This window comes from Marinobacter sp. SS5-14b, from assembly GCF_030541005.1.
In the GTDB taxonomy this organism is placed as follows: domain Bacteria; phylum Pseudomonadota; class Gammaproteobacteria; order Pseudomonadales; family Oleiphilaceae; genus Marinobacter.
In genome coordinates this window covers 235,688-254,605 of record NZ_JASSVM010000003.1, presented here as the reverse complement: position 1 = coordinate 254,605, position 18,918 = coordinate 235,688, and the positions used below count along the sequence as shown (strand labels likewise).

Below are 18,918 nucleotides of genomic sequence, written 5' to 3'. Positions count from 1 at the left end.
GGGGAGGCAGGTTGGAGGGGCCTCCCAAAAAACGCTCCTTCGGCACATCCATGTGACGCTTGGGCTCCGCCATCCATGGCTCCGCACATTTTTGGGAGGCCCCTCCAACCCACCTCCGTCCGACAATGGAATGGCATGCCTACAAAAATGGGCGCCTCAGAGTGGGGCAAAGTCTCTCGTTAACTTATGCATCAGCGCCTACTTGTTTTTAACCCTGCGGGCCTGCACATTAGTTAGATAAGGAGAGGGCTGGTGGGGCTTTCCAAAAATCTGGAGCGCCAAGGATGGCGCGACGAAGCCCTACAAGGACGTATTTACGGGCGCTTTTTGGAAAGCCCCACCAGCCCTCAACCCAGGCACCAAACACAGAAATGCAAACTCCGGCCCAAGCACCCAGGCCAGGAGCAAACCAGACGGAGCAAGATTGAACACTCAAGACAGCAGACAATTTGACCTGCACCCAGTAGACCAAAGAAGGCTGACCACGCTGTGCGGTCAGTTTGATGAACACCTGAAGATGATTGAAAAGCGTCTGCAGGTAAAAGTGGGCCGCCGTGGCCACCACTTCCGGGTTGAGGGGCACACCGAAAACGTCGCTGCCGCCACCGAAGTTATCCGACATATGTATCGGGAAACCGAAGCCACCAGCGACATAAGGCCCGATACCGTGCACCTTTACATCCGCGAGACCGGGCTGGAAAGACTGCCTGATGATGTGCCCTACGACGACGGGCAGGTGACCATCATCAAAACCCCCAAACTGACCGCCAAGCCCCGCGGCAAAAACCAGCAGAAGTATGTGCACAGCATCCGCACACACGATATCAACTTCGGTATTGGGCCCGCGGGCACCGGCAAGACCTGGCTGGCCGTCGCCTGCGCGGTAGAGGCGCTAAAAGACGAACAGGTGAAACGCATCCTGCTGGTACGCCCGGCGGTGGAAGCCGGTGAGAAACTAGGCTTTCTGCCCGGCGACCTGGCCCAGAAGGTGGATCCTTACCTTCGGCCGCTATACGACGCGCTTTACGAAATGCTCGGCTTTGAACAGGTTACCCGGTTGATTGAGAAAAGCGTGATCGAGATTGCACCGCTGGCCTTTATGCGTGGTCGCACGCTCAACAACTCGTTTATCATCCTGGACGAAAGCCAGAACACCACCCGGGAACAGATGAAGATGTTCCTGACCCGCACTGGCTTTGGCTCCACCGCTGTGATCACCGGCGACACCACCCAGGTCGACCTGCCACGCGGCCAGAACTCGGGGCTGATTCATGCCGCAGGGGTTCTGAGCAAGGTGCGAGGCATCGGCTTTACCCGGTTTGAATCGAAAGACGTGGTGCGTCATCCGCTGGTTCAGCGCATTGTCGAGGCCTACGATTCCCTGGACGACGTGAGCAACAAAAACCAATGAGCAGGCTGAGCGTTGATTTTCAGGATGCCTTTGAAGGCTCCGGCGTTCCGGACGAAGCGCAACTTCAGGCCTGGGCTGAGCTTGCGTGGCAGGGCGAGGATCCGTCGGAGGTCACGATTCGTATTGTTGGTGCTGAAGAGAGCCAGGCTTTGAACTTTCAATACCGGGGAAAAGACAAACCCACCAATGTTTTGTCCTTTCCATTTGAAGCACCACCGGGTATAACGATGCCATTGGCCGGAGATCTCGTGATTTGCGCGCCGGTTGTTGAAAATGAGGCGCGGGAACAGCATAAAGCCCCTGTCGCCCATTGGGCTCACATGGTGGTGCATGGCATGTTGCACCTCCAGGGCTACGATCATATTGAAGACGATGATGCCGAGGTCATGGAAGCCCTCGAGATCCGACTGCTTGCGCAGCTCGGATTTATCAACCCTTACGAAGCAGAGGAAACGGAACAAGACTCATGAGCGACGATCAGTCGAGTCGCAGTCAGGGCGGTAAGTCCTGGCTGGAGCGTATATCACAGGCCTTTTCCAGTGGGCCGGAGTCCGTAGAGGACGTACTGGAAATTCTGCGGGATGCCGAATCCCAGAGCATTATTGATACCGACTCCATGAGCATCATCGAGGGTGCCATGCAGGTGATCGACATGCGGGTCGATGAAATAATGATCCCCCGCTCTCAGATGATCACCGTCAAAGCCTCTCAGGAACCGAAAGAATTCTTGCCTGAAATCATGTCCTCCGCCCACAGCCGTTTCCCGGTGATTGGCGAAAGCCAGGATGACGTGATTGGTGTTCTGCTGGCAAAGGATCTGCTTCCGCTTGCGCTGAACAACGAGCTTGTCTGGCCTCGCATCCGCGAAATTCTTCGCCCGCCCACCTTCGTACCTGAGAGCAAGCGCCTGAACCAATTGCTCAAAGAGTTCAAAGAAAACCGCAATCACATGGCTATTGTGGTGGATGAGTACGGCGGTACCGCCGGATTGATCACGATTGAAGACGTGTTGGAACAGATCGTCGGCGAGATTGAAGACGAACACGACTTCGACGAAGAAACCCACATCAAGGCCCGGGGCGACGGCACCTACGCAGTCAAGGCTGTGACTCCGATTGATGACTTCAACGATTTTTTCGAAACCACCATGGACGAAGAAGAGTTCGACACCATCGGCGGCCTGGTTCTGAAAGAGTTTGGTCACCTGCCCAGACGGGGCGAAGCGGTTGAATTCGGCGGCTTGCAGTTTACTATTGCCAACGCTGATAACCGAGTCATCCGTCTGCTGCAGGTAACCCGAAGTGAACCATGAAGCCCGTTTACGCCACCCGCTGAACCTTAACGTTACCGCCAACCCCTGGTTCGGCGCAGCGACGCTTCTGGTCGCCGGCGCCCTGCAGACTCTCACCTTTTCACCCTTTCACTTGTGGTGGCTGGGGCCGGTGTCTGCCTTTCTCATCTTACTGATCACCCTGAATCAGGCATCGGAGAAGCTATTCCGATCCGGCTGGCTGGTCGGCCTGGGGCTTTTTGCCTCCGGAGCCAGCTGGATCTATGTCAGTATCAGCGAGCATGGGAACACCTCCATACCCATCGCCATCGTACTCATGGTGCTGTTTGTTGCCGGGCTGGCCCTGTTCCATGCTCTGGCCTTCTGGTTCTGGGGCAAGCTGGCAAAACAAAGCCAGATTCGGCGCCTGATTCTGTTCCCTGCCATCTGGGTATTGGGTGACTGGCTCAGGGGCTGGCTGCTAACCGGCTTTCCGTGGCTTTATCTGGGCACCGCCCATACGGATGGCCCTTTGGGCGGTCTGGCACCGGTTCTGGGCGTTCACGGCGTTACCTTCTGGGTGGTTGCAACGGGGGCTGCGGCCTATGCAGTCTGGTGGATGTCAAGGGCATCCCGAACAAAACCCGCCATCGCAACGCTGATTCTCGCACTTATCCCCTGGTTTGCGGCGCCCGCAGTGAAGCAGGCGGACTGGACAGAGCTCAGCAAGGACCCGGTGACCTTCGCGACTATGCAGGGCAACATACCTCAGCAGATCAAGTGGGATCCGGATTTTCTTCGGGATCAGATCGTGGCTTATCTGGGCATGACTGAGGAGCACTGGCAAAAAGACATTATTCTATGGCCGGAAACCGCCATCCCCATTCCCCAGGACCAGGCTGGCCAGATCATCGCCCACATCCAGGATCGACTGGGCGACCAGAGCACCCTGATTACTGGCATTCCGTGGTACGGCTACAGTGAACGCATCGAAGACAACACCTTCCACAACAGCATCATGGCGATCGGTAATGGCAGTGGCATTTACCACAAACAGAAGCTGGTTCCTTTCGGTGAATATGTGCCGCTGCAGGGGTTATTACGGGGCCTGATCGGTTTTTTTGACCTGCCCATGAGCAGCTTTTCCCCCGGTCCGGATAACCAGTCGCCACTGCAGGCTAACGGAATCAACGTGATGCCATACATATGCTATGAAGTCGCCTACCCGGACTTCGTCGCATTCAACGCTCGCCATTCCGGACTGTTGCTGACGATAAGCAATGACGGCTGGTTCGGGGATTCACTCGGCCCTCTGCAACACCTTCAGATTGCGCGAATGAGAGCGCTGGAAACAGGCCGCTATATGCTTCGTGGCACCAACAACGGCGTAACGGCCATTATCAATGAAAAAGGTGACATCACCGAACGCATTCCCCAGTTTCAGCGGGCGGTACTGACCGGCGAAGTATTTACCGCAAAAGGCAGCACACCCTATATGCAAACCGGCTCATGGCCAGTGCTGACCCTGGCCCTGATCCTGATTGTCTTCGTTCGGGAACGGGTGATTCCCAAAAACTGACAAACATTACATCGCTTTGGGCGGCCATCGGCTGGTCACTCTTTCAAAGTAGTGTGAGCCGCAGGCCTCGCAGGGGTGCAAATGGCTGGTTTTTGTCAGGCACAGCATATGGCTGCAGTTCAGGCAGCGGAACATGCCAGCGGTGGCCACCTCTCCGGATATGTAGTGCCCGACATCTTCATTCTCGAGCTTTTGGGAGAGCTCGAGGGTGTCCACCAGTGTTTTGTCAGCCACTGATAGCAAACGATCCGCCAAGGTTTGTTCCAGCAGGGAAATATCCAGCTGGAGCCACTCTTTGAGGCCCTCCCCGGTTTCTTCCACAAATTGCATCAGATGCTCAAGGTCTCGTTCGAGGTACGCTCCCAGCAGGTCGGCCTCTTCACGGGTCATTTCTTCCAGTTCGTACTCGAATTCAACGGCCTTCTGAACTTCCTCTTCCAGGGTCTGAAGGGACGTTTCCTGAAGTTCATGCAAGCGGGTTTGAACCCGTTCAAGCATTCTGTCATAAGCCTCAAGGGCTTTACCTGAAAGGTGACTGCGTTCTGGTGTTGTCATGGACTCGTCTCGCTCTATAGTTGGCCAAGTACTCAATTCCTGACTTCGCTTTATGGTGCAAGAGCCAGAGTGCGGGTGCGCTTTCCGGGACACGCTGTGAATACGTCCGTGTACGCTTGACTGCAGCATCCCTGCTGCAGACAGTCCCGGAAAACACACCCGCACTCTGCCTCCCCCAACAGCAGGCGTGGATTCATCGGAATCCCCGACAGTGCCCCGGGGCAACGGCCGGTGAGGCCTCCTGAGACTGTGCGCAGCAGGGACGCTGCGCTCAAGCCCCCACGGACGGGTTTACGGCGTGTCTCAGGAGGCCTCACCGGCCGTTGCCTTTCTCCATAAAAAGACACCACGCCAATATCAGAAGTCTGGCACAAGTCAGCCAAATTGGCAGACTACCTGTTAGGCCTTGGGTACGTTAGAATAACCGCCCCTTTCGAACATCATTCTGATACAGGTTAATTTTGGTAATGGCTGGAATGGACGAGCAATACAACCCACGTGATGTAGAACAGACCGCCCGCGACTTCTGGGAAACCAACCAGACCTTCAAAGTTAAGGACGATCCCAGCAAGCCAAAGTACTACTGCCTGTCCATGTTCCCCTACCCCAGCGGCAAGCTGCACATGGGCCACGTCCGCAACTACACCATCGGCGACGTGATCTCCCGTTACCAGCGAATGCAGGGCAAAAACGTGATGCAGCCCATGGGTTGGGATGCCTTCGGTCTGCCCGCGGAAAACGCTGCCATTGCCAACAAGTCCGCACCGGCCAAGTGGACCCGGGCCAATATTGACTACATGAAAAAGCAGCTCAAGCAACTGGGTTTCGGTTACGACTGGGGCCGCGAGCTGGCCACCTGCGATCCCGAATATTATCGCTGGGAGCAGTGGTTCTTCGCCCGCCTGTACGAGAAAGGCCTGGTCTACAAGAAGATGTCTACCGTCAACTGGGACCCCGTCGATCAGACCGTTCTGGCCAACGAGCAGGTTGTTGATGGTCGAGGCTGGCGCTCCGGCGCCCTGGTTGAGCAGAAGAAGATTCCCCAGTGGTTTATTCGCATCACTGAGTACGCTGACCAGCTGCTGGAGGATCTGGACCAGTTGGAAGACTGGCCGGAACAAGTCAAAACCATGCAGCGGAACTGGATCGGCAAGTCAGTGGGGACTGAACTGACCTTCCCCCTGAAAGATCGCGATGAAGGCATGACCGTTTACACCACCCGCCCGGATACCCTGATGGGTGTCAGTTACATGGCTGTGGCGGCAGAGCACCCGCTGGCCAAAGCAGCCGCCGAGCGACATCTCGATGTTGCCGAGTTTGTCGAGCAATGCCGTAACAGCAAGGTGGCCGAAGCCGAGCTGGCCACCATGGAAAAGAAAGGCATCGACACCGGTTTCAAGGCGATCAACCCGCTGACACAGGAAGAGGTCCCTGTCTGGATTGCCAACTTTGTGTTGACCGATTACGGCACAGGCGCCCTGATGGCCGTACCCGGTCATGATGACCGCGATCACGAGTTCGCACTCAAGTACAAGCTGCCCATCAAACAAGTAATTGCGCCGAACGACGGCCGCGATATTGATGTTCAGGAAAAGGCGTTCACTGAAAAAGGATTCCTGGTGTCTTCCGGCAAGTACAGCGGGCTGACCAGTGAAGAAGCCTTTGAAGAAATCGCCAGCTATCTGGAAGACAGCGGTATTGGCAAACGCACGGTAAACTATCGCCTGCGGGACTGGGGCGTGTCGCGCCAGCGTTACTGGGGCGCTCCGATTCCGATGATGACCCTGGAAGATGGTACCGAAATGCCGGTACCAGACGACCAGCTGCCGGTCCGCCTTCCAGAAGATGTTGAAATGGACGGCGTTCAGTCGCCCATCAAAGCAGACGCGGACTGGTGCAAGACCGAATACAACGGTCAGCCGGCCACTCTTGAAACCGATACCTTCGACACCTTCATGGAGTCGTCCTGGTATTACGCCCGATTCTGCAGCCCGAATTACGACAAGGGTATGCTCGACCCGGCAGCAGCCAATTACTGGCTGCCGGTTGACCAGTACATCGGCGGTATTGAACATGCCATTCTGCACTTGCTGTATGCCCGCTTCTTCCACAAGCTGCTGCGGGACGTCGGCCTGGTCGACAGCTCTGAGCCCTTTAACCGCTTGTTGTGCCAGGGCATGGTGCTGGCCGAAACCTACTATCGGGATGAAGACAACGGCGGCAAGACCTGGTTTAACCCTGCCGACGTCACCGTTGAGCGGGACGCCAAGGGCCAGGTTATCCGTGCCGTACTGAACACCGACGGTCAGCCGGTTGAGATCGGCGGCGTCACCAAAATGTCCAAGTCGAAGAATAACGGCATCGACCCCCAGTCCATTATTGATCAGCACGGCGCCGACACCGTGCGCCTGTTCATGATGTTTGCCGCACCTCCTGAACAATCCCTGGAGTGGTCTGACAGCGGCGTGGAGGGTGCGCATCGTTTTCTGAAGCGGCTCTGGCGTCTGGTCAATGAACACACGGCCGGCGGCAACGTGCCAGTACTCGATGCGGCCAGCCTGACAGACGCCCAGAAAGACCTGCGCAGGAAGACCCACGAAACCATTGCCAAGGTCAGCGACGACATCAGTCGCCGACTCACCTTCAACACCTCCATTGCCGCCGTTATGGAACTGCTCAATGACGTCAGCAAGCTGACGGATGAGGAACCACAAAGCCGTGCGGTTCGCCAGGAGGCTTTGGACGTGGCGGTACTGGTGTTGTCACCGATTGTTCCGCACATCTGCCACAATCTCTGGCACGCGCTTGGGCACACCGAAACCGTTGTTGATGCCGGCTGGCCAATCGCAGACGAGAACGCCATGGTGCGCAGCGAAATCGAGGTTGTACTCCAGGTGAATGGCAAGGTACGGGCCAAGGTCAGCGTCCCGGCTGATATCGGCAAAAGCGACCTGGAGAAGCTGGCTCTGGAAAACGAAAACGTCATGCGCTTCACCGAAGACAAGACCGTCCGGAAAGTCATCGTTGTTCCAGGCAAACTGGTCAACGTGGTAGCAAACTGATATGCGCTGGGCGCCCTCCGCACTGAACAGGCTTAAGTTACCGTTTTTACTGGTACTGACCATGACTACCCTTGCGGGTTGCGGTTTTCAGTTGCGGGGCACGTCTCCGGTTCCGGCAGCCTTGCAACCTCTGGCGGTGGAGTGCCCTGACTCCCTGCCAGGGCGGTTCTGCCAGTCTGTAAGGGAACAGCTGTCATTGGGCGGCATTGAGCTCAAGCCCGCGACAGAGGCCGACTACCTGTTGCGGCTCGGGCGCTATCAGCAAGATCGGAGAGCATCAGCAATTACCGCCCAGGCTGCAGCTGCGGAATATATTCTGCGCCACACCGTCACCATTGAGCTTATGACCACTGACCGGGTTCCCCTTATTGCGGCAACGGATCTGTCTGCCAGCGAAACCTACCGCTACGATGAAACCAATGTACTGGCGAAACAACGGGAAGAAGAGGAGCTTCGCCAGCAGCTGGGTGACCGGCTGGCACAGCAAGTCATATTTCGACTTGCGCCGATGACCCGGGAACGAATAGATGCCGCGATTGAAGCTCACGCAGCCAGCCAGGACGCTGCTGGCTCACCATGAAAACTCAACCTGGCCAGCTCCCCCAGTTACTGAAAAAAGGCCTGGCACCGGTTTACCTGATCTCCGGTGATGAGCCGCTGCTGGTTCAGGAGTGTTGCGACCAGGTACGCAAAGCCGCCAAAGACGCAGGATTCCAGGATCGAATCACCTACCATGCCGACCATCAGCTGGATTGGAACACCATTGCAGATGAGTGCAACGCGCTGTCTTTATTTGCTGAGAAGCGGCGAATCGAAATTCACCTGCCTACCGGCAAGCTCGGCGATGGCAGAAAAGTCATGGAGCAGATTCTGCAGTCCCCACCAGAGGATGTCGTTCTGCTTCTGATCAGTGCCCGGCTTGATGCCGCAGAAACCAAACGCAAGTGGTACAAGGAGTTACAGGGCACCGGAGTACATGTGCCACTATGGCCGGTTGAGCCCGAAAAATTTTCAGGCTGGCTGCAGCAACGGGCCAACCACAAGGGACTGCACTTTACCCGAGGTGCCCTGGCCATGTTAGCGGAGCGGCTCGAAGGCAATCTGCTGGCGGCCAGCCAGGAGCTTGACCGGCTTGCGCTGCTGACCGACGGCAAGACCATCGATGAAGAAACCATCGAACTTGCCGTTCAGGACAGCGCCCGTTTTAGCGGTTTCGAGTTGGTGCCCGAGCTACTCGCAGGCAAAGTGGCTCATGCCGGCAAGATCATTGGCGTTTTGCAGCAGGAAGGTGAGAACCCGTTAGGCCTCCTCAGCGTGTTGATTCGCGACATTCATCTGGTCATTGAACTGAAGACAGCGCTTCCGGCCGGAGACAATCCGGCCGGATTCCTGAAGAAGAGGGGCGTATTCCAGCCCAGGCGAGCCTCTGCCATCCAGCAAGCTGCCCGGCGATTGAGCATCCAGCAACTGCATCAGGCCATCAAGCTCTGCAGCGTTACCGATCGGGCTGCAAAAGGCTTTGGCGGCCTTTCGCCCTGGCACCACCTCCGAGAGCTCTCGGCTCTCCTTTCCGGCCTGTAAAGACTGACTTGCATCAAGCCAACGAGATCCGGCGCTCACCATGCTATTGACACTTTTTTACAATCAGGCGCATTGTATTCACTCCAACTCATCAAGGAAGGAGAACGACCATGAGCCTGCAAGAAGAGTTCAACAAGCTATCCGACAAAATCAAGCAATACCGGGACGAAGCAAGGGTTCAACTTCACCTTGCCAGAGAAGACGTTAAAGACGAATGGGACGACCTGGAGCAAGACTGGGACAAGTTTCGCTCCAAGCTGGACCAGGTACTTCATGATGCGGAAAATGCCAGTCAGGAAGCCAGAGAAACCGCCAGGAAACTTGGTGAGGAACTGAAAACCGGTTACGAGAACATTCGCAACAAATTGAAATAAAACGCAAACTGGTTAACAAATATACACATCAAACCACGCACGGGGGCTTTCGTACCACCGCCCCTGTGTCATACTTCACAGTAATGAATGAACACGTCGTCATAATTTTGACGATATGATCATTTTGCCGTCAGTTGGCCGTCTGGCTGGCCACGGTATCAGCAGTATACTGTGAGGTATAAAGTCTCCATGAAAAAAATCATCGCTATACCCGCAACCTTTGCTTTAATGCTCTCAACCGGTCTGGTCATTGGCCAGAACACCCGTTTCAGCGATCCAGAAAGCGTTATCAAGAATGAATTCTGGGGTAAGCTTTACGCCGATGGCGGCACATCTTTCTTTTGCGATGTGCCGTTTAAATCCAAGGGCTTTGTGATGACAGATGGGTATGTCTACCCTCTGGCGGATATTCGCTCAGCTCTTGATTGCGGCACCAATTCTCAGTGCAAGCACGACAATCGTTATCGCCAGATTGTTTCTGACATGCATAACATGGTGGTTGTGCCTACGCGACTTGAAATGCGCCGTCGGACTGCCCGCTATGAGAATCTTGGCGAGACAATCAATACTGATGATTGTGGTATCCGGGAGAGCAATCAGTTTTTCGAACCGCCAGAGCACGTTAAAGGTGATGTAGCCCGGACGATGGCGTACATGGTCGATACTTATGGCTTACCCTGGCTTGGCGCGACTCCGGTTTTTCAGGGCTGGAGTCGCATGGATCCGCCGGATGACAAGGAGCTCACCCGGCATCGGATGGTTGCCGAGATTCAGGGCAATGAGAATCCGTTTGTGACCAATCCGGATTTGATTAACCGGCTCTGAGCTCTATTTTTGGAGCATGCGGGGGGCGGGTACAGCTCTCCGAAACACGCTGTGAATACGTCCATGTACGCTCTGCTACGCCATCCATGGCTCCGCAAGGTTTCGGAGAGCTGTGCCCGCACCCCCGCCCCGACATATTTATTAGCTTCCACAAAAAAGCAGGCCACATGGGCCTGCTTTTTTGTCTTTCGGGGCTTAGAAACCTGATCAGATTTCGTTAGCCGCCAGGGCCATCATGGCATCACTGCCACTGCGAATACCTTCGGCCAGAGACACAGTCTTCGGCAGCAAACGATCGAAGTAGAAGCGGGCTGTTTTCAGCTTGCCGGTGTAGAAGCCAGAGGTGTCACCCTCGGCTTTCGGTGCGGCAGCTTTGACCGATTTGGCCCACATGAATGCCAGTGCGGTGTAACCGAACATGTCGAGGTAGTCGACCGCCGCAGCGCCGATGGCGTTGGGGTTGTCGCTGGCCTGTTTGATGACGTGTTCAGTGACGTCAGACAAGCGCTCGACAGCGGCAGCCAGCGGCTCCAGGTAGGGTCTCAGGGCGGCGTCACCGGTGTTCGCTTCGATGAAGGCCGCAACGTCCTGTACAAACAGTTCGTAGAGTTTGCCCTGACTACCGACCACTTTACGGCCCATCAGGTCCATGGCCTGTATGCCATTGGTGCCTTCGTAGATCTGGGTGATACGGCAGTCACGAACCAGTTGTTCCTGGCCCCATTCACGGATAAAGCCGTGGCCACCGAAAACCTGCTGGCCGATGATGGTGGTTTCCAGGCCGCGGTCGGTCAGGAAGGCCTTGGCTACGGGTGTCAGCAAAGCAACCATACCCTCGGCGTGCTTGCGCTGCTCGTCGTTATCCGAGTATTTGGAGATATCCAGCCACTGGGCAACGTAGGTTGAGAACGCCCGACCACCTTCAACGTAGCTCTTCATGGTCAGCAGCATCCGGCGCACGTCCGGGTGTACAAGGATCGGGTCAGCGGCTTTTTCAGGCTGCTGGGCTCCGGTCGGGGCGCGGCTCTGGATGCGATCGTTAGCGTATTCACGGGCGTTCTGCAGGGAGGCTTCGGCGGCACCGATGCCCTGAATGCCAACGCCCAGGCGCTCGTAGTTCATCATGGTGAACATGGCCGCCAGACCTTTGTTTTCCTCTCCGACCAGCCAGCCTTTTGCACCGTCGAAGTTCATGACACAGGTGGCGGAGGCCTTGATGCCCATTTTCTTCTCGATTGAGCCGCAGCTGAAGCTGTTGCGCTCGCCCAGGGAACCGTCGTCGTTGACCATGAACTTGGGCACCAGGAACAGGGAGATGCCTTTGGGCCCTTTCGGTGCGTCCGGCAGTTTGGCCAGTACCAGGTGGATAATGTTCTCCGCCAGATCGTGCTCGCCCCAGGTGATGAAGATCTTGGTGCCAGTGACGTTAAAGGAACCGTCGTCGTTGGGTTCGGCTTTGGTGCGGATGATACCCAGATCGGTGCCGGCGTGGGGCTCGGTCAGATCCATGGCACCGGACCATACGCCGGAGTACATGTTGGGCAGGTACTTTTCTTTAAGCTCCTGGCTGCCGTGGGCATCCAGGGCCAGGCAGGCGCCGGCAGTGAGCATCGGAGCCAGACCAAAGGCCATGTTGGCGCCCTGCATCATTTCTTCAAACTGGGCGACCAGAGTCTTGGGCATACCCATGCCGCCAAAATCCGGATTACCGCCAAGACCGTTCCAGCCGCCTTCTACGATGGTCTGGTAGGCTTCTTTGAAGCCTTCCGGGCTGGTGACTTCGCCGTCATTCCATTTACAACCCTGCTCGTCTGCCTCGCGGTTCAGCGGAGCCAGTACGCCGCCGGTAATCTTTCCGGCTTCTTCAAGAATCGCGTCTGCCGTTTCGGGATCAACGTTCTCAGCAATTTTAGGTAAAGAAGCCCACAGTGAGGGGGCATCAAACACTTCGTTCAGCAAGAAACGAATGTCACGAAGGGGTGCCTGATAATCAGCCATGTATAACTCTCCAGAAATTCAGTCAGTCTCTTCGGGGGAACTGTTCGTTAGTCGCCTTTCTCAGAAGGCTCGGTTGCGTCCACCCGCTCGGCAATGTGTCCGAAACAAAGTTGTTATTCTGCGGCGCGCTATTCTACCCCATAGCCGCCACGAACTCATGAAAAAAGCCCGCCTCCTTACGGATAACGGGCTTTTTCTACGCCATCAATCAAATACCAACCCCAGCCTTAGAGGGCGAAGGCTTCTTCCGGCATATCCAGCAGGCTGGCGGAACCCGCCAGCATGGTTTCTGCGTGGGTTCTGGTGCGCGGCAACAGACGCTTGAAGTAGAAGCGCGCTGTCTGAACCTTGGCGTTGTAGAACATCTCTTCAGAGGTGCCATCGGCCATCTTGTCCAATGCCACTTTGGCCATCTGGGCCCAAAGATAGGCAAAGACCGCGTATCCGGAGTACATCAGGTAATCAACTGCCGCCGCGCCGACTTCTTCACGGTCCTTCATCGCAGTCATACCGACCTTCATGGTCAGGTCGCCCCACTCCTTGTTGATCGCTGCCAGCGGTTCAACAAACTCTTTCAGCTGTTCGTTGTCCGCGTTTTCCTTGCAGAATACGTGCACTCGCTTGGTGAACACTTTCAAGGCTTCCCCCTGAGTCATCAGAACCTTGCGGCCCAGAAGATCCAGCGCCTGGATACCGGTAGTGCCCTCGTAGATCATGCCGATACGGGAGTCACGAACGTTCTGCTCCATGCCCCACTCAGCGATGTAGCCGTGACCGCCAAACACCTGCATACCCAGGTTGGCAGACTCGTAACCGATTTCGGTCAGGAAGGCTTTCGCGATCGGAGTCAGGAAGCCCAGCAGCGCGTCAGCGGCTTTGCGCTCTTCTTCGGTCTTTCCGCTATGAACGACATCCACTTGCTGGCCGGCCAGGTAGATCAGGGCGCGTGCGCCCTCAGCTACGGCTTTCTGGGTCAGCAGCATGCGGCGAACGTCCGGGTGTACGATGATCGGATCAGCAATGCCGTCAGGATTCTTCGGGCCGCTCAGTGAGCGCATGGCCAGACGATCTTTGGCGTAAGCCAGAGAACCCTGGAAGCCCAGCTCAGCGGAACCCAGACCCTGGATTGCCGTACCAATACGAGCCGTGTTCATAAAGGTGAACATACAGTTCAGGCCTTTGTTCTCAGGCCCGATCAGCCAACCTTTAGCGCCGTCGAAGTTCATCACGCAGGTTGCGTTGCCGTGGATGCCCATCTTGTGTTCGAGGGAGCCGCAAGATACTGCGTTGCGCTCGCCAGCAGAACCGTCTTCGTTCGGCAGCTGCTTGGGTACGATGAACAGGGAGATACCCTTGGTGCCTTCCGGAGCACCCGGCAGGCGCGCCAGAACGATGTGGACAATGTTCTCGGCCATATCGTGCTCACCGGCAGAGATAAAGATCTTGGTACCAGTGATGCTGTAAGTGCCGTCAGCGTTCGGCTCGGCCTTGGTACGCAGGGTACCCAGGTCGGAACCACAGTGCGGCTCGGTCAGACACATGGTGCCAGTCCACTCGCCACTGATCAGTTTGGTCAGGTAGGTCTGCTTCTGCTCTTCGGTGCCGTGTTCTTCGATGGTATTGGTAGCACCATGGCTCAGGCCGGGGTACATGCCCCAAGACCAGTTGGAGGTACCAACCATTTCACTGACAACCAGAGCAATGGAGTGCGGAAGACCCTGACCACCATAGTTGGGATCTGCGGTCATGGACGGCCAGCCACCCTCGACATACTGCTGATAGGCTTCTTTGAAGCCGGTCGGTGTTTTCACCACGTCGCCATTCAGGGTACAGCCTTCCTGGTCACCCACCTGATTCAGCGGAGACAATACCTGCTCACAGAACTTTGCACCTTCCTGGATAATGGCATCAACCATGTCCGGGGTTGCATCTTCAGCACCTTCCAGATTGGCGTAGTGCTGCTCGCTGTTCAGCAGCTCGTTCATTACAAATTTGATATCACGCAGGGGCGCTTTGTACTCAGGCATGGAATCCACCTCAATTTTCGGTTTCAGCTGAATGCTGTAACAGCTTTGGCCTTTGGTTTGCTCAGACACCATGATGCATCGCATCACAGCCTTAATTAAACACTTGTTTGAAACATACGTTTTGCAGCACAGAATTGTCAAGAGAATTGAGTCAAATTTGTGGTTCTTTGTGTTCAGAAAAGTAACAAGGGAAGGCGCAGGTCAATGCAGCAATGACCGATCAATACAGTAACCAGAGGGGGTGTTCAGGCAAATACGGAAGTAGCAGCCTCGGAGCCGGTGCCATAGCCCTGCATTTCGGAAACGCTACGGTAAGCGTCGCTGGCCTGTCGGGACCGAGCCTCGCCGGCATCTTCCCCCTGCCCTGAAACTCTTGGCTTCACGGCAGAAGCGTCGTTGCCACTGTCAGCCTCACCTGCAGCCATTTCAGACTGGGCCTGCAACATGGTTTGCATGGCTTGGGCAGCCACGGCGCGGTCTTGTGATGAGGGCTGTGCAGGGGCCATGGCAGCAGCACGCACCACCCGCATTTTTTCAATCGTGGCCTGGGGGTCTCCGGACACGGGCGCCACATCAATCGGCACCTCTCCACCGACCGCATATTGCGCACCATCTGGCCCACGCTGATAGGAGAAGGACATGGCGCCGGCATACTGCCCGCCGACGGCCTGGTGCGCTGCTTCATGGGCGCGCACTTCACGATCCCGGGATTTGAGTTCCGTCAGTTCCTTCAGTTCGGTTTCGGTTAGCCCCTGAGACCCGGTTCTGGCAACATCAGGCCGCTTTTCAGAGTCTGTTTTTTCTTCAGCGGTCGTGGTTGCAGATTTACCTTCGGACGCCTGTTCGGCAGGACGCAAAGATCGGGTGTCATTCGCAGCAGGTTGCTCACCCACGACCGACGGGTTACCAGTCGCAGCGACACCACTACCCGTAACAGCCGATGACGACCCGGAGGCCGAGGGATACATCGGAGGAATCGATGAGAGCACATTCACAGGTAGGGTTCCGCCACTCAGGCCTTGATGTCCAGGAGTGTCCCGAGCGTCTCGTCGGCGGTTTTAACCACCTGTGCCGACGCTTCTACACTGCGCTCATAGAGGTTGAGCTCAATAAGAGGCTCCGCAAGGTTGCCTGCACCTTCGGCAGTGCCCTGGGGCCCATCCGCGCCTGCGCGAGCAATTTTACGGGCAGCGTTTTCCATGCCAGCCATGCCATCCTGGATACCCTGAATGCCGATGCCGAGCGTGTTGTTAATCATGGCTGAAACTCCCGTGGCAATATCTTGGCTCAATTAACGCACATTATTGGTCAATTTTCAATCAACACGGAGATATTTAGATACCGCGCCAGGATAGCGGGCAGATCGACGACGGGCGCATCGTCGATCCAAGGCAATATGCCCAGGCAGGGCGCCCCGATGTGTGTTGTCAGGTAGTTCAGGGTTTCTTGCTCGCAGCTCATGGCTTGCGGCTCAGGGTGGTTGGCAACCCAGCCTGCAACCGTAAGGCCATCAGCGCGAACGGCCTCAGCCGTGAGCAAGGCATGGTTGATGCAGCCCAGCTTGAGCGGCACCACGATGATCACCCCCAGGCCCAGCTCCAGAGGAACTTCAGCGTAGGTTTCCCGGTCGTTCAGGGGCACGCGCCAGCCACCGGCACCCTCGACCAACATCATGTCGGCGGGTCGGATCTGCAGGCCTCGGCAAAATCCGACCAGGCGCTGGGCTGTGATGTGTTTGCCGGCTTGCTGCGCTGCCACATGGGGCGCAATGGCGGGCGCAAGGGCGATAGGGTTGATGGAGTCGTAAGGCAGTGTTTCGGTAATGGCGGCCTGGAGCATCAGGGCGTCTTCATTGCGCAGGCCTTCTGCGGTCTCGTCGCAGCCGGAGGCAATGGGCTTTATCGCCAATGTGCGCTTGCCGCCCGCTTTAGCCGCTTCAAGTATGGCGGCGGCGACGATGGTTTTGCCCACGCCGGTATCAGTGCCGGTCACGAAATAGGTTTTCTTTGCCATCCTCTACTGCCTCGCAAGTTCGGGTGCAAGGCGAGGTTGGGGTTGGTGTTCCAGGACACGCTACAAGCACATCCATTTGCGCTTGTTTCAGGCCATCCCTGGCCTTCAACAGTCCTGGAACACCAACCTCAACCTCACCCCGTGAATTTGTATTTGCCGCCAAACCTATAATCAAACTCAGGTAAGGGCTGGCAGTTTCTAGCTACCGCTTTTCCAGTACAGCCAGCCTGCCTCATAAGTCGCTAATACCTCTTTTGTGTCGTTCCCTGGATAAGCACGACACATGGCCCGAAAGCGCCCTGGGGCAGTCGCAGTACGGCGTCTTTCTTCGCCTTTGAAAACTGCCCCGAGATGCTTCAGCTCCCGGTTCAGTGCCATTGGCGAATCATAGGGCAAAACGATGGCGCCTACCTCAAGCTCTGAGCCAGGCAGAATGTCAGCTGTCAGGGTTCGCCAATCTCCCTGAGCGACAAACCGGTTAACATGAGCCTGCCCAGGGTCCGCTTTCGCCCAGGCCTGCTTGAGCTCTCTCAGGGTGCCGTCCAACAAGGTTGAGATGGCCAGAAAGCCGCCCGGCTTCAGGACTCTTCGGCACTCTGCCAGAACGACTTCGGGGCGGGGGCTCCATTGAATCATCAAGTTGCTAAAGATCAGATCGACGCTCTCATCCGCCACCGGCAGCTGTTCGGCATCGGCATTTAGCCACAGGGCGGTATCGGGGCCGCTGGCTTTGGCCTGTTCCAGCATTCCGGGAGCCAGGTCGGCGCCGGTGATCTCTGCATCCGGATAGTTTGCCGCGAGCCTCCGGGTAAACCAGCCTGTGCCACAGCCCAGGTCGAGCACAGCGCGGGGGCTTAGTTCAGACGGGATGCGGGCCAACAGACTGTCACCCATGTTTTTTTGCAGGCGGGATGCGCTGTCGTAGGTGCGACAGGCACCGCCAAAACCACGGGCAATCGATTGCTTGGTGCCGGTGCCACCGTCGGCACTGGTCATTATGGACAGGTCAGCAAACGCACTCATACTGTTGCCATCGCCCTGGAGCTGCCATCAGGAATCAGCGCTCGACTTTGAGCCAAAGCGCTCAGTAACCGCTCGACCTGTTCGACTGTGTGGGCAGCGCTCAAGGTCACCCTCAGCCTGGCCTGTCCGTCCGGCACCGTTGGCGGCCGGATGGCGGTAACCAGCAGGCCTTGCTGCTCCAGAGCTTCGCTCAGAGCAAGCGCTTCCTGGTTGCCACCGACCATTATGGGCTGGATGGGCGATTGCGACGGCATTAGCTCATAACCCAACTGCTCCGCCCCGAAGCGAAAACGGGCAATGAGTTGACGCAAATGTTCCCGACGCTGATCGTCTGCCTCGATCCGATCCAGGCTCGCACAGGTTGCTGCGGCCAGGGCGGGTGGCATCGCTGTAGTGTAGATATAAGTCCGGGCCTTCTGTACCAGATAGTCCATCAACACCTCAGGCCCTGCCACAAAGGCGCCGCTGGTTCCGACCGCTTTACCGAGAGTGCCAATCAGAACCGGCACATCGCTCTCAGACAGCCCTTCCGCCAGCGCACTGCCCCGCCCTTGCGGACCAAGCACGCCAATGCCATGGGCATCATCCACCACCAGCAATGCGTCATGGGCCTTGCACACACGGGCCAACTCCTTCAGCGGGGCCACATCGCCGTCCATACTGAACACACCATCAGTCACCACCAGCTTGTGGCCGGAAGTCTCCGCCAACATGGCCTCCAGCGCACCAACATCGCCATGAGCATACCGCCGGACCCGGGCACGGCTGAGAATACAGCCATCGATAATGGAGGCATGGTTCAGCCGATCGGAAAATACCGTATCGCCACGGCCCGCCAACGCAGAGATCACCCCAAGATTCGCCATGTACCCGGTCGAGAAAAACAGCGCCGAACTGCGCTGCGTAAAATCTGCCAGCCGCTGTTCCAGTTGATGGTGGGCATTGTGATGACCGCAAACCAGGTGTGATGCAGCACCGCCCAGGCCGGTTTTCGGAAGTGCGCTATTGAGCACATCAATGTTTCCCGGGTGGTTAGCAAGCCCGAGATAATCATTACTGCAGAACGACAACAGCGGTTTGCCGTCGGCCACCAACTCTGGCTGTTGAGGGCCGGAAATCAGGCGACGGGTTCGATAAAGACCGGCCTGTTTCCGCTGTTCAATTTCGTGGGCAAAGTCACGCATATCAACAGCACAACCT

Annotated in this window: 17 protein-coding genes; 9 read left to right on the top strand and 8 right to left on the bottom strand. The window is 56.7% G+C overall.

What is annotated here, in order from left to right; all coding sequences use genetic code 11:
* Positions 1-424 precede the first annotated feature (424 nt).
* Genes QPL95_RS08800 through lnt form a run of 4 tightly spaced genes read left to right on the top strand, consistent with a single transcriptional unit; the run spans position 425 to position 4,260 of the window.
* A complete protein-coding gene (locus QPL95_RS08800; RefSeq protein WP_303290612.1) occupies positions 425-1,411 on the top strand; it encodes a PhoH family protein in 987 nt (328 codons plus the stop codon).
* Positions 1,408-1,881: an rRNA maturation RNase YbeY gene (gene ybeY, locus QPL95_RS08795; RefSeq protein ID WP_303290611.1), complete on the top strand. Its 474-nt coding sequence runs from the start codon at positions 1,408-1,410 to the stop codon at positions 1,879-1,881. The genes QPL95_RS08800 and ybeY overlap by 4 nt, the downstream gene beginning before the upstream one ends.
* Positions 1,878-2,723 carry an HlyC/CorC family transporter gene (locus QPL95_RS08790; RefSeq protein ID WP_303290610.1) on the top strand — a complete coding sequence of 282 codons (846 nt, stop codon included), beginning with the start codon at positions 1,878-1,880 and terminating at the stop codon, positions 2,721-2,723. Before ybeY ends, QPL95_RS08790 begins: the two co-directional genes overlap by 4 nt.
* 19 nt (positions 2,724-2,742) lie before the next feature.
* Positions 2,743-4,260, top strand: coding sequence for an apolipoprotein N-acyltransferase (lnt, locus tag QPL95_RS08785; protein ID WP_303290821.1), 1,518 nt, complete (start codon positions 2,743-2,745; stop codon positions 4,258-4,260).
* Positions 4,261-4,266: 6 nt separating this feature from the next.
* Here the strand turns inward: lnt and QPL95_RS08780 are convergent, their stop codons facing one another.
* The gene (locus QPL95_RS08780) at positions 4,267-4,815 is read right to left on the bottom strand and encodes a zinc ribbon-containing protein (protein WP_303290609.1); all 549 of its coding nucleotides are present in this window, start codon (positions 4,813-4,815) and stop codon (positions 4,267-4,269) included.
* Positions 4,816-5,291: 476 nt separating this feature from the next.
* Here QPL95_RS08780 and leuS point away from each other — a divergent pair, with 476 nt between their 5' ends.
* The 5 genes from leuS to QPL95_RS08755 all read left to right on the top strand — a co-directional run bounded on the left by leuS (position 5,292) and on the right by QPL95_RS08755 (position 10,657).
* A complete protein-coding gene (gene leuS, locus QPL95_RS08775; protein WP_303290820.1) occupies positions 5,292-7,877 on the top strand; it encodes a leucine--tRNA ligase in 2,586 nt (861 codons plus the stop codon).
* Positions 7,878-7,938: 61 nt separating this feature from the next.
* Complete coding sequence (lptE, locus tag QPL95_RS08770; protein WP_303290608.1) at positions 7,939-8,457, top strand: LPS assembly lipoprotein LptE; 519 nt, start codon at positions 7,939-7,941, stop codon at positions 8,455-8,457.
* Positions 8,454-9,458: a DNA polymerase III subunit delta gene (gene holA / locus QPL95_RS08765; RefSeq protein WP_303290607.1), complete on the top strand. Its 1,005-nt coding sequence runs from the start codon at positions 8,454-8,456 to the stop codon at positions 9,456-9,458. The genes lptE and holA overlap by 4 nt, the downstream gene beginning before the upstream one ends.
* Before the next feature lie 110 nt (positions 9,459-9,568).
* Positions 9,569-9,832, top strand: coding sequence for a hypothetical protein (locus tag QPL95_RS08760; protein WP_303290606.1), 264 nt, complete (start codon positions 9,569-9,571; stop codon positions 9,830-9,832).
* Between the two features lie 189 nt (positions 9,833-10,021).
* Positions 10,022-10,657 (top strand): endonuclease, encoded by a 636-nt coding sequence (locus tag QPL95_RS08755; RefSeq protein WP_303290605.1) that lies wholly within the window; start codon positions 10,022-10,024, stop codon positions 10,655-10,657.
* A 207-nt stretch (positions 10,658-10,864) separates the two neighbouring features.
* On the opposite strand, the gene QPL95_RS08750 is transcribed toward QPL95_RS08755, so the two are convergent.
* The 7 genes from QPL95_RS08750 to bioF all read right to left on the bottom strand — a co-directional run bounded on the left by QPL95_RS08750 (position 10,865) and on the right by bioF (position 18,902).
* Positions 10,865-12,655, bottom strand: a complete 1,791-nt coding sequence (locus tag QPL95_RS08750; RefSeq protein WP_303290604.1) for an acyl-CoA dehydrogenase C-terminal domain-containing protein — start codon at positions 12,653-12,655, stop codon at positions 10,865-10,867.
* A 227-nt stretch (positions 12,656-12,882) separates the two neighbouring features.
* On the bottom strand, positions 12,883-14,682 hold the full coding sequence (locus tag QPL95_RS08745) for an acyl-CoA dehydrogenase C-terminal domain-containing protein (protein WP_303290603.1): 1,800 nt from the start codon (positions 14,680-14,682) through the stop codon (positions 12,883-12,885).
* Between the two features lie 245 nt (positions 14,683-14,927).
* Positions 14,928-15,677, bottom strand: coding sequence for a putative metalloprotease CJM1_0395 family protein (locus tag QPL95_RS08740; protein WP_303290602.1), 750 nt, complete (start codon positions 15,675-15,677; stop codon positions 14,928-14,930).
* A 17-nt stretch (positions 15,678-15,694) separates the two neighbouring features.
* Positions 15,695-15,940, bottom strand: coding sequence for a flagellar basal body rod C-terminal domain-containing protein (locus QPL95_RS08735; protein WP_303290601.1), 246 nt, complete (start codon positions 15,938-15,940; stop codon positions 15,695-15,697).
* 50 nt (positions 15,941-15,990) lie between these two features.
* A complete protein-coding gene (gene bioD / locus QPL95_RS08730) occupies positions 15,991-16,695 on the bottom strand; it encodes a dethiobiotin synthase (RefSeq protein WP_303290600.1) in 705 nt (234 codons plus the stop codon).
* A 198-nt stretch (positions 16,696-16,893) separates the two neighbouring features.
* Entirely contained in the window at positions 16,894-17,718 is an 825-nt protein-coding gene (gene bioC / locus QPL95_RS08725) for a malonyl-ACP O-methyltransferase BioC (protein WP_303290599.1), read from the bottom strand.
* Positions 17,715-18,902 (bottom strand): 8-amino-7-oxononanoate synthase, encoded by a 1,188-nt coding sequence (gene bioF, locus QPL95_RS08720; RefSeq protein WP_303290598.1) that lies wholly within the window; start codon positions 18,900-18,902, stop codon positions 17,715-17,717. Before bioF ends, bioC begins: the two co-directional genes overlap by 4 nt.
* Positions 18,903-18,918: the final 16 nt, after the last annotated feature.